General features: G+C 41.1%; 8 protein-coding genes. 5 read left to right on the forward strand and 3 right to left on the reverse strand.

Annotation, left to right across the window (positions count from 1 at the left end):
* Window positions 1-49 precede the first annotated feature (49 nt).
* Window positions 50-1,510 carry a CYTH domain-containing protein gene (locus tag BFG52_RS12035; protein WP_067556540.1) on the forward strand — a complete coding sequence of 487 codons (1,461 nt, stop codon included), beginning with the start codon at window positions 50-52 and terminating at the stop codon, window positions 1,508-1,510.
* Window positions 1,511-1,732: 222 nt separating this feature from the next.
* Here BFG52_RS12035 and BFG52_RS12040 read toward each other — a convergent pair whose 3' ends face one another.
* The 3 genes from BFG52_RS12040 to serC form a co-directional block, all read right to left on the reverse strand.
* Window positions 1,733-3,052, reverse strand: a complete 1,320-nt coding sequence (locus tag BFG52_RS12040) for an adenylosuccinate synthase (protein ID WP_067556543.1) — start codon at window positions 3,050-3,052, stop codon at window positions 1,733-1,735.
* Between the two features lie 70 nt (window positions 3,053-3,122).
* Window positions 3,123-4,289 carry an ATP phosphoribosyltransferase regulatory subunit gene (locus BFG52_RS12045; RefSeq protein ID WP_067556546.1) on the reverse strand — a complete coding sequence of 389 codons (1,167 nt, stop codon included), beginning with the start codon at window positions 4,287-4,289 and terminating at the stop codon, window positions 3,123-3,125.
* 1,271 nt (window positions 4,290-5,560) lie between these two features.
* On the reverse strand, window positions 5,561-6,649 hold the full coding sequence (gene serC / locus BFG52_RS12050; protein ID WP_067556549.1) for a 3-phosphoserine/phosphohydroxythreonine transaminase: 1,089 nt from the start codon (window positions 6,647-6,649) through the stop codon (window positions 5,561-5,563).
* 384 nt (window positions 6,650-7,033) lie between these two features.
* Between serC and BFG52_RS12055 the strand changes: the two genes are divergently transcribed.
* From BFG52_RS12055 to BFG52_RS12070, 4 genes are all read left to right on the forward strand, one after another.
* Window positions 7,034-8,542 carry a TolC family protein gene (locus BFG52_RS12055; RefSeq protein WP_067559520.1) on the forward strand — a complete coding sequence of 503 codons (1,509 nt, stop codon included), beginning with the start codon at window positions 7,034-7,036 and terminating at the stop codon, window positions 8,540-8,542.
* 150 nt (window positions 8,543-8,692) lie between these two features.
* Window positions 8,693-9,802 carry an HlyD family secretion protein gene (locus BFG52_RS12060; RefSeq protein ID WP_407639252.1) on the forward strand — a complete coding sequence of 370 codons (1,110 nt, stop codon included), beginning with the start codon at window positions 8,693-8,695 and terminating at the stop codon, window positions 9,800-9,802.
* Entirely contained in the window at window positions 9,803-10,933 is a 1,131-nt protein-coding gene (locus tag BFG52_RS12065; RefSeq protein WP_067556556.1) for an ABC transporter permease, read from the forward strand.
* A complete protein-coding gene (locus tag BFG52_RS12070; RefSeq protein ID WP_067556559.1) occupies window positions 10,930-12,051 on the forward strand; it encodes an ABC transporter permease in 1,122 nt (373 codons plus the stop codon). Before BFG52_RS12065 ends, BFG52_RS12070 begins: the two co-directional genes overlap by 4 nt.
* Window positions 12,052-12,191 lie beyond the last annotated feature (140 nt).

A 12,191-nucleotide genomic window follows, 5' to 3' on the forward strand; every position in this document is an offset into this window, starting at 1 on the left:
TTAGAGATAGTCGATATTGAATAGTCGATATTGAAATGCAGGACATGTCATGCTTGAAGTTGAATTAAAGTTTCAGATTGCTGAATCCCGTCGTAATGCTTTGGTCAAAGCATTAGATCCTAAAAAAGCCAATCTGATTCAATTACAAGCGAAATATTTTGATACCCCAGATCGACGTTTAGCCCAACATGCCATTGCGCTTCGCCAACGTCGTGAAGACCACGTGTGGATACAAACACTCAAAGCCCAAGGTGCCAATCACTTAGAACGTATTGAACACAATATGGCACTCGGTGCATCAGAACATGCTCCCGCATTGGACTTGACGGTTTATACCCAACATCCCGAGATTGCCCTTCGATTACAACATGCTTTGGCCGATCAAACTGAGCAGCTACAACTACAGTTTGAAACAGATATAGAACGACTACAGCGTGTGGTCGAGTTTGAAGATGCCCTGATTGAAATCAGTTTAGACCGTGGGGAAATCCGTAGTCAGCAGGCCACACAGGCAGTTTATGAAGTCGAGTTTGAGCTAAAGCAAGGCAGCACGGCAGCATTACTCAACTTTTGTTTTGAATGGGTTAAAAAATATCAACTCTGGCTGGATGTGCGTTCTAAAGCAGAAATAGGCAATTTATTGGCAACACAATCCGTAGTCAGCCCGGCAACCACAGCACAAGACTTTATATTTAATAAAAAATCTTCTCCAGACCACAACTTACGTGCACTGGTTGCTGCACAATTACAGCACTTATTACCCAATATTGCAGCGATCGCTGCAGATCTCGCCACACCCGATCATATTCACCAAGCTTATCAAGCACTCGATCAATTGCATTTGAGCCTATCGATTTTTGCCGATTGGAGCAGTGCTGTCTCAGATAAATGGTCCTATCAATTGGCAGCCTTTAAACAACATTTTGAAAACCTTGCTCATGTTGAGCATATGCAGCAGACCTTGGGCGCACTATTACAAAATCCCAAAACCGCAGCCAACTTGGACCAAGATGTCTTATATGCCAAACAAAAATTGGTGCAACTGGTTAAATCAACACAAAATGTACAGCATTATCTAGAACTTTATAATTTTAGTTTGGCACCCGCACTGAGCCATACGCAAGATTTAAAAAACTGTGCTGCCACCACACTGCAACGTCAATACAAAGCGCTGCAAGATGCTTTACAACAAGTCGACTTGGAGCATTTGGAAAGCTTACATGTGTTGGCTGAAGCCTTACAACATCTACAATACAGTTTCCCTCGCTTAACCACGATCTATGATGTCAAAAATTTACAGAAATATGGCAAAGCATTGAATGATGCGCATCAGGCTGCCGAACAATTTCATATTTTGAGTACGTCAGCACAGTACTTACAGCAAACTGAATTGGAAGCCAGTGATTGGTTTGCTTTGGGCTGGCTCACCGCCAAACAAGAAAACTATGCACAGCAATTACTAGACGCGACAGAGCAGTTCTTGGTGAGTCGTAAGTTTATCAAAGCCTAATATATGATTGAGCACTGAATGCTTTAGCCATTCATGTTTTCGTCATTCATGCTTTCGCAACTAATGTTTTAGTCATGAATGCTTTCGTAATGAATGTTTGAATTCGCCTTTTAAAGCCTTTAATACCCGCGATAACAAAATAAAATAGCCCGCTGAAGTCTGACTTCAGCGGGCTATTATGATGGTCAAGCTAAGTGGATTTAAAATCCAATCCCACTGAACTTAGGCATCAAAAGGATGGCGTAAAACAATTGTTTCTGCACGATCTGGACCTGTTGAAATAATATCAATTGGGCACTCGATCAATTGCTCAAGACGTTTTACATAAGCCAAAGCATTGGCAGGTAATTGTTCAATACTGGTCAAACCAACGGTTGACTCACTCCAACCTGGTAGTGTTTCATAAATTGGTTTTAATGTTTCAAATGCCAAAGCATCTGATGACCCGACACAACCAGAATCTGCAGACTCATAACCGACACAGATTTTGACTTCTGCTAAACCATCTAAAACATCTAGTTTAGTCAAGCAAATACCTGAAAGAGAGTTTACATCTACTGAACGACGGAGAATTTCGGCATCAAACCAACCGCAACGACGTTGACGACCAGTCGAAGCACCAAATTCGTTACCGACTGTACCAAGGTGTTTACCGATCGCATCGCCTTGATCATTGGCAGCATCATAGATCAACTCTGTCGGGAACGGACCTGCACCAACACGTGTGGTATATGCTTTGGTAATCCCCAATACATAATCTAAATGCAAAGGTCCTAGACCAGAACCTGAGCTCACGCCACCAGCTGTGGTATTAGAGGAAGTGACATAAGGATAAGTCCCGTGATCGACATCGAGCAATGAACCTTGCGCACCTTCAAACATAATATTTTGACCGTTTTTACGGTATTGGTGGAGTTCAGTAATCACATCAATCACCAATGGCTCAATCACTGCGCGCCATTGTTCACAAAGTGCTAAAACATATGCCAATTCAACAGCTTCAACACCATAGTATTGGGTCAATTGGAAATTGTGGTATTCCAATAAATCGCTGAGTAGGTTTTTAAGATGCTCACCACCACGCACTAAATCTGCGACACGAATGGCACGACGTGCAACTTTATCTTCATATGCAGGACCGATACCACGACCTGTAGTACCAATTTTAGAAGAACCACGTTTTTTCTCACGTGCTTGGTCTAAAGCAATATGGTTTGGCAAAATCAATGGACAGTTTGGAGAAATACGTAGACGTTCTTTGACAGGAACACCTTCTTTTTCCAAAATTGCCATTTCATCAATCAGTGCCGCGGGTGAAAGTACCACGCCATTACCAATTAAACACAGTACGTTATCACGCAATATTCCAGATGGAATGAGGTGTAGTACTGTTTTCTTGCCGCCGACAACGAGCGTATGACCGGCATTGTGTCCACCTTGGTATCGAACCACTGCAGACGCTTGATCCGTGAGCAGGTCGACGATTTTACCTTTACCTTCGTCGCCCCATTGGGTACCGAGCACTACAACATTCTTGCCCATAATAGCCTCATTACATCATGCTGTTAAAATTGAAAATGAAAATCTTGTTAAATCTACAAGCAGTGTGGGCTTAAAGTGCCACAACGACCCATTGCCCATCGCATAAACGCAGTTGCTGTGTTGCATAAGCAACGGATTGAATTTGGTCATCACCTAACAGCTGTACCACTGCATGACCTTGCGCGCGTAAAGCATCGATTGCATTGAGCAATGCTTGATCACGCCCTTTCGGTGCCACAATGACAGAAAGCTCTTGGAACTTATTTTCTGCCAAGGTATAGAGGTCACAACTAAAACCAGTTGCTGGACGCGCACGACCAAAATGTTCACCAATACCATCATAGCGACCGCCTTGTGCCAATGCCGCGGCGCGATTTGGCGCATAAACAGCATACATCAAACCAGTGTGATAATGATAAGAACGCAATTCCACCACATCGATCCCGATATGTAGTTCAGGCCAACGTGTTGCAATCGCGTCACGTGTAGAAATGAGTGCGCTTAAAGCTTGTTTAAATGCAGCATTGTCCAGTACTGCGGTACTGAGTTTATTTTGCAAAGCATCTAAATCACTGGCATAACGACCCAGATAATAAAAATCTGTGCCACAGTTTAAGTCTTGCGTAAACTCAGCCAACTCTGGCAAAGCTTTACGTTGATATAAATCAGATAATTTTTGTTCAGTATGTTTATCGAGCTGAGCAAACTTGACCAAGCTACGGAAAAGCCCGACATGTCCCAAATCTAGATGGAAATTTTCTGCCATACCAATATGTTGCAGTAGACTCAGCATGAGGTCGATCATTTCGACGTCAGCGTCAATACTTTGTGCGCCAAATAATTCAGCACCCAACTGTAAAGGTGAACGACTGCGATTAAATCCTTGCGGACGGGTATGCAACACCGTACCGGTATAGCAATAACGCGCCACCCCTGCAACAGGATGAACGTGTGCATCAATACGGGCAACTTGTGGCGTCATATCGGCACGCACCCCTAATAATCGACCAGACAATTGATCAATCACTTTAAAGGTTGCTAAATCTAAATCTTGATTAGACTCACAGAGTGATGACAGTGATTCTATATATTCGATGAATGGTGTGTAAACCAGTTGGTAGCCACGAAGGTTAAGGAAATCCAGCGCTTTCACACGTAACGCTTCGATCACTGTCGCCTGTTCTGGTAATACATCTGTGACACCATCAGGCAGTAACCATGTCTCTGAAATGGGCATGTTGTAAACCTAAATCCTTGCTCAAGTGGATGCTATCCACATAAAAAAATCGGGAACACACCCGATTTCAAATATACTAGCATGTTCATGCTGAGCATGCATCACTGAATTATCGATTCAAAGCAATTAATCTCAAAATATTGCCGATCAGCGCAATGGCATAAGCCATTCTATAAAATCAATCCGATATCAATAAGCTATAATTTAAAATCATCTTGATCACGCCTTCAGTCTCATCTCAATCCCCCTGCGGCTAAAATTTTATTTTTATTATAATCTGTTGTCAAAAAAGCCATTTAAATGTTCGGGATCTGTGCATCGTTTAAAATAAAATTGCAGCAATATCATTTTTTGATCAAAATACCCAAGTCAATATCAACAACAAACTAGCGAGTCCAATCAACAATAAACAACACGATACAATCCAAAGTCTATAAATAAAGCCATTCTATAGCAGAACTAAAACATAAACAGCGCTGAATTTAAGGTTTATCTATCCCACTGCTTAGGGCAAATACAAGGATTTTAGCCCAGCACGGTCGTGGCAATATTTTAAAGCGGGCATTTAAATGTTTTTAAACAACGGAGATTATGCAGCAATATTTAAATTGATCATGCAATCAATCAAATAACATTTCGCTGCATACTTGTTCTACTGTCTATTTATAGATCAATACCTTAACAATTCGACATAGCTGTGATAGCAACAAGTTTTCAACCTTATCGGTCGCTAATTTACCCAAAAAGATGGGCTTTTATTATTTTAAATGATAAAATTTGTAAAGAGTTTTATATTAAATAGATTGTGCTTTATTTGGACAATTAATTATGTTAAAAATATAAAATATTTATGACATTTAACAATAATTTCATATTCTAGGCTTAGTAATGAAAATTATACCGGAACAATCGACGAGTTTAATGCCACAGGAAGACAGTCTATTCTCACGTTTAGACAAAATAGGATGCTGTTTTTTTCTCTTAGGAATGTTTTTAGCCGCTATGCTATTTCATTATTTAGGTCTTTTTCCAACGCATTAAACGGTTAATGACTCAGATCATTGCACTTCTTATCACTCACAGGGGCGTTTTCTCGCTCTTTTTTACATGTTAATTTTTACGTATTGCTTTTTACTTATTACTTTTTGATTTAGTCACGACGCAGTCTATCATCGCTATTATGCCCAACTTAACTGCACGCTATGGCGATCACCCCAGAATACCCGCAGTGATCGCCCAAAAAGTCAGCCATTAAACCATGAAATCATGCTTTAAATTTGGTTGCCATGACGGCTGGCAAAGTCACCCATAAAATCAGTCAATGCCTGAATGGCTTCCAACGGTACAGCATTATAAATACTGGCACGCATACCACCGACTGAGCGATGCCCAGCAAGATTCAATAGATGATTGGCTTCCGCTTCTTTTAGAAACTGTTTTTCTAAATCGCTATTGGCCAAAGTAAAAGGAACATTCATTAATGAACGATATGCTGGTGCAATCGGGTTTTGATAAAAATCACTGGCATCGATAAAGTCATATAGCATTTTGGCTTTTTGCTGGTTAATGGCATGAATAGCATCCACCCCACCCTGCTCTATCAACCATTCAAAGACCAAGCCTGCCAAATACCAAGCATAGGTTGCTGGGGTATTGACCATCGAACCATTTTTACCTTGTGCTGCATAACGTAATAAAGATGGGATTTCGGGTTTGGCTTGATCCAATAAATCTTCACGTACAATCACCAGCGTTAAGCCAGCAGGTCCGATATTCTTTTGTGCGCCCGCATAAATTAAACCAAATTTAGATACATCTAAAGGTGCAGATAAAATACTAGAAGAAAAATCGGATACCAAGGGTTTATCTGTTACTGGAATATATTTGAATTGCAAACCACCAATGGTTTCATTATCGGCATAATGGACATAGGCGGCATCATCTGATAATGCCCATTCAGCTTGATCACGAATAGCCCATAAGCCATCTTGCTGATAACCCACTTCAACAACATTAATATCGCCATAACGTTGTGCTTCTTTTTGCGCCTTTTCAGACCAAATGCCAGTATGTAGATAATCTGCTTTAGGGTTTTTACCGAGTAGATTCAAAGGAATCGCAGAGAATTGTAGCGATGCACCACCTTGTAAAAATAATACCTTATAGTTCTCAGGTATATTCATTAACTGGCGTAAATCGGCTTCTGCTTTTTCTGCCACAGCCACATAGTCTTGACTGCGATGGCTCATTTCCATGATTGATAAGCCTTTACCATGCCAATCCAACAATTCTTGTTGTGCTTTCTCAAGTACAGCGGTTGGTAATGCAGCAGGCCCAGCACAGAAATTATACGCACGCATGATCTTTCCCTTATTGCAATCGGTGAAAATGAAAATTGCATTTAATCATAAATTATAGGGTGTTGCAGTAAAATCTCGCATTGATAATCCGATTTAGAGCCAGCATCTTTACGAATCTTTCAATCATCAAAGCTTAGTGTCAGCGTTATTGCCGATTATTTTTATGAAATTTCATCTATAAATTACTTATAATAAAGCCAATTTTTAACAATTCTAATGTTATTAATTTGCCAAATATAAGGTTTAATCGCCAATATACCCACAGTGACTAACTGTTTATTCATAACAATTCAAAAGACTTATACGGTCGCTATCGTTATAATTGTGATGAATTTCACTTTATATTTAACCTAATTTCTAGATAATATGAGGATCATGCAGCGCATGCGTATTACTGCGAATGACCCAAAGCAACAGCCGGATACGTCAACGTCGATTCCATCTCGTTGTACTCGCTTGCTACTCTCTCTTTGTTTATTGTGTAGCATCTCTGCACATGCACAAGATTTAAGCTATGCTCAAGCAGAGCACTCCTTTTTACAAAGTGGCTATAGCACGCAAGCCAATCAAGCTTTGCAACAAGCTGACCGCCTACAAGCCGAAGCTGTAAAATATATGGGCTTGCCACGTGTTGATCTCAATGTTCGTGCCTATGCCTTCCATAATAAAGTTGAAGTTCCCTTAGATCAGGCGAAAAGCAATCTCGAACAAACTTTAAATCAGGGGGTTACAGGGCAGCTCAATCAACTGCAAAATGACCATACCATCTCACCAGAATTAGCCAATAGCCTACAACAAGGCTTACAGCAAAATATTCATAGTGGGGTCGGTTTAATTCCAGATACCGCCAATGTGGTCTTAGAAGATGAAGTGATTCGCCCCACTGTATCGGTATCAATGCCGATTTATACCGGTGGTTTAATCACCAGCAGTAAACAACTCGCCAATTTAAAAGCGCAGCGTAGTCAGCTCAACACACAGCAGCAGCTTGACTTACAACGCTTTGAAATTATTGATGCTTATTTTAGTACTCAGCTCAAACAGCAACTCAGCAAAACCGCGCGTTTTAATCTAGATGCGGCGCAACGTCATTATCAAAATGCCCTAAAACTTGAACAGCAAGGCTTTATCAATAAAGGGCAACGTATGCAGTTTGAGGTTTATCGTAATAATGCACAACGTAGTGATCAAAATGCACAAGCTGATCTCAATGCAGCATTATTTCAATTGCATAATTTACTGCAAAACCAGCAAGCCTCAACCCTAACCACGCCGCTTTTTGTTAATGCGCATATTCCCCAATCGGTGCAAGCTTTATTAAAAAGTTATCCAGAACAATCGAGTTTAATCCAAAAACTTCAAACCGATACTGAATTGGCCAATGTTAATATTAAGGCGCAGTCGGCTGCTAAAAAGCCAAGTATCTATGCTTTTGGTGAATATAGCTTAGATGATAAGCAAAACTGGATCGTCGGTATTATGGCACGCTATAACTTATTTTCAGGCATCGATAAAAATAAAAATATCCAAGCCGCAGAGTTTCAGCATTATGCAGCACAGATGCTGACTGAACGCACCAAACAACAAATCGAGAATATAATTTATAAATCATTTAGTGAATTGCAGTCATCACAAAATAGTCACTTATTATTAGAAAACAACTTAAAAGCTGCTGAAGAAAATCTGCGTATTCAAGAACTCGCTTTTAAAGAAGGTATGGGGACCGCTACGGAAGTCATCGATGCGCAAAACCTATTAATGGCACTCAATAGTGAAAAAGCATTGAATGCCTATAAATATGTCATGTCCTTGGCAACATTATTGCAAAGTCACGGCAGCATCGATCAATTTCAAACTTATATTCAACAGCCGAATACGGCTTATATCCGTTAATTAGCTGGGACAATTATCATGGTACAAGAGACAGCGAAACCTGAATCCACTGATCAAGATCACAATGCAACCGCAGCAGAGACAACTGCTCAACAAGCTGCAGCGTCAACAACGACATCCGCTGTTGAGCAACAAGACCATCGCAATAGTATGGGCAATCATACTGGGCATTCTGCAGATCAGCACCCCAGCATGGACCATCAAAATACGACAGCACAAGATACCCACTCTCCCTCACCCAATAACAATCCGCAGAAGCATAATGCAGAAAGTAACGCTGCCAAAAAGAAAGTCATTGTGGTGATCGTCTTATTGCTGTTCTTGGCACTGATTGGCTTTGGTTTATGGAAGAGTTATCAACCTAAAAGCATAGAACTGCAAGGTCGTGTTGAATCTGAAACCGTCTATGTCAGTACCAAAGTGCCCAGTCGTATTGAAGAAATTTTTGTGACTGAAGGTCAAAAAATTAAGCGCAACCAACCCTTAGTACGCTTACACAGCCCAGAAATTGAAGCACGTAAACAGCAGGCTCAGGCCAGCCTTGCCACTGCTTTGGCACTACAATCCAAAACCGACCGGGGTTCTGAAGCCGAAAATATCGATTCACTCTATGCCAATTGGCAAGGTTTAAAAGCACAAGAAAAACTTGCACAAACCACCTATACCCGTGGTATCGCACTATATAAAGAAGGCGTGATCGCACGACAACGTTTAGATCAAATGCAAGCATCAGCAATTTCTTCACGTGAAATGACAGAAGCGGCATACCAACAGTATTTACGTGCCAAACGCGGTAGCACCTCTGAGCAAAAAACCACAGCAGATGCTCAAGTGGAAATTGCCAAAGCTGCTTTGCATGAAGTGAATGCACTAGAAGCGGAAGTGCTACTGCTCTCTCCGGTTAATGGAACTGTCTCGAAAACTTATGGCAAAGTCTCAGAACTGGTTGCCATCGGTGTGCCTGTCGTCAGTGTCTTAGAAGATGAAGAATTATGGGTCAGCCTCAATGTTCGTGAAGACCAATATGTCAATATCTATCAAGCACAAACTTTACAAGGCTTTATTCCAGCGCTAAATCGCCACGCCAATTTTAAAATTAGCAATATAGATGCCGAAGGTGAGTTTGCCACCATAAAAACCACACGCCAAACGGGTGGATATGATATTCGTAGTTTTAAATTTCATTTAATTCCGAAACAACCCATTCCTGGACTCAAAGCTGGTATGAGTGTGATTTTTAACATCAAGGGCAATCAATAAATGTGGGCTGGCATACAACGTGAGCTCAAGTACCTTATACGTCATAAATGGGACTTTTGCTTAACCGTACTTGCCCCTCTGTTGGTGATCGTGCTGTTTAGCGCTATGTTTATGCACGGTAAACCTGAGCATGTCCCCATCGGCTTAATTGACCAAGATCAAGGTGAACTAAGCCATCAAATTGACAAATATCTCAGCCTAAACCATAGCCTGGCCGTTGTACTTCGGACTTCGAGCCAACAAGAAGCTGAGCAGCAACTCAATCAAAATAAAATCTGGGGTTATGTACAGATTCCAGCGGGTGCTGAACAGCGTTTGGTACAAGGTAAAGATGCTGAAATTGCTATCGTCTATAACCAAAGTTATTTTAGTTTGGGCAATACCATTTCTTCAGCCATGCTGGTGAGTAGTCTAAAAGCCATTGGTGATTTTGCTGGCAATCACTATTTACTCAATCTCTTACCTGATTTAGATTTACCCAGCCCCCATGTCAAAATATCGCCCTTGTTTAACCCCAGTCTAAACTATGAGTTTTATTTAGGACCGTTTATTATTCCGGCAGTGCTCCACCTACTACTCTGTTGTTGTGTAGCTTTTGCGGTAGGACAAGAATTTAAATACGCTACCACTGCAACTTGGCTCAATACACCACATGTGATGCGTGCACTCTTTGCCAAGATTTTAGTATATGTGATTATTTTCTGTCTTTGGACTTGGTTATGGCTATTCTGGCTCGTTGAAATACGCGGCTGGTTTATTGCAGGTAGCTTATCCTTATTGATGTTGGCGCAATTTTTATTTTATTTGTCTTATGCACTACTCAGTGCAACCGTAGTGATTGCCAGCAAAAACTTAGCCAAAACTTTTGGTATATTGGCAGTTTATGGCGGTTCTTCATTGAGCTTTGCTGGGGTCACACTACCACTCAATAATGCTCCACTGTTTACTCAAACCTGGGCATTGCTGATTCCCTACACGCCCTATGCCCGTTTACAAACTGAGCAATGGGTCGTGGGAAGTCCAATCAGCACCTCGCTGCCCGCCCTATGGGTCTTAATATTTTTTTGCGTTTTCTTCAGTTTATGCTGTGCCATACTGCTAAAAAAATATAAAAAAGGAATGTCGCTATGAAAGCTTTTTTTCAAAACTATAGCCAAACCTTTAAAAACATTGTCGCCAATCAATCCATTTTAACCACGTTGATTTTATCGGTATTCTTTTATAGTTTTTTCTATCCCACCGCCTACCAAGCGGAGCATGCCGAGTTTTTACCGATTGTGATTGTCGATGAAGAACAAAGTGACTTAAGCCAAAGGATCATTACTGAAGTACTGAAAAGCCCCAATATTGAGGTCAAACAAATCACTCATAATTTTTTAGATGCACAGCATTTGGTCCAGCAACAACAAGCCGATGGTATTTTGTTATTGCCGCATAATCTATCGCAAAGTGTGGCACGTGGTGAAGTGGGTGGGGTCGGATTATATTTAAGTGCTGCATATTTTCTTAGAACCAAACAAATTGGTGTCGGGATTGCCAGCTCAATTGAAAATGCCATCCAACAACAATTAGAAAAATTTAGCCATCGCACGCAGTTTGCAGCGCATATTCCAGTACACCAAGTGCCGTTATTTAATGTGTTATCGGGATATGGCTCTTATATTTTCCCTGCTGTTGCACCGCTCATTATCCATCAAACTATTGTCCTTGGACTTGCCATGCTAATCGCAGGCTATCGCGAGCAAAACTGGCAAGCAACACCCGCCAAATTTTTCGGTGTTTTTGCAGCCTTGCTGAGTATCGGTTGCTTGGGCTGTTGCTATTTATTTGGCTTCACTTTCTGGTTATATGACTACCCACGTGGTGGTAACTTTTGGGGCATGCTCTTGGCTGTTCCGGTATTTATCAGCTGTGTCATTGGACTCGGTTTATTGATTGCATCCTTTTTGGATATTTCTGAACGTGCTGGGCATTTAATTGTATTTACTTCGATTCCACTATTTTTATTAACAGGAGTTGCTTGGCCACATTTGGCCATGCCTGAGTGGTTACAAGCACTGGCAGCCCCACTGCCCTCCACCCAAGGTGTGCAATTATTTATACAGCTCAACCAAATGGGTGTACCTACTGCACTGGTATTCGATAAAATCTTATATTTAGCTGGCTTAGCTGTTATATTACTGGCGTGGTCCTATTGGCGTCTGAGTCAACCACGAAAAATACCCGCGACACAGCACAAGCAGCTATAAGCAAAATCAAGATAAGATAATTTAACCCTTTTCAATAGACCAAAATAAAGGAGACCTTAATCTCCTTTATTTTTGCTCTTGATCGCAATCTCTTTTGCTTAGAGTTTGTCTGGATGATTGAACAAGTGTCTTCGACCCAT

Origin of the sequence: Acinetobacter larvae (genome assembly GCF_001704115.1) — a bacterium.
Lineage (GTDB): Bacteria > Pseudomonadota > Gammaproteobacteria > Pseudomonadales > Moraxellaceae > Acinetobacter > Acinetobacter larvae.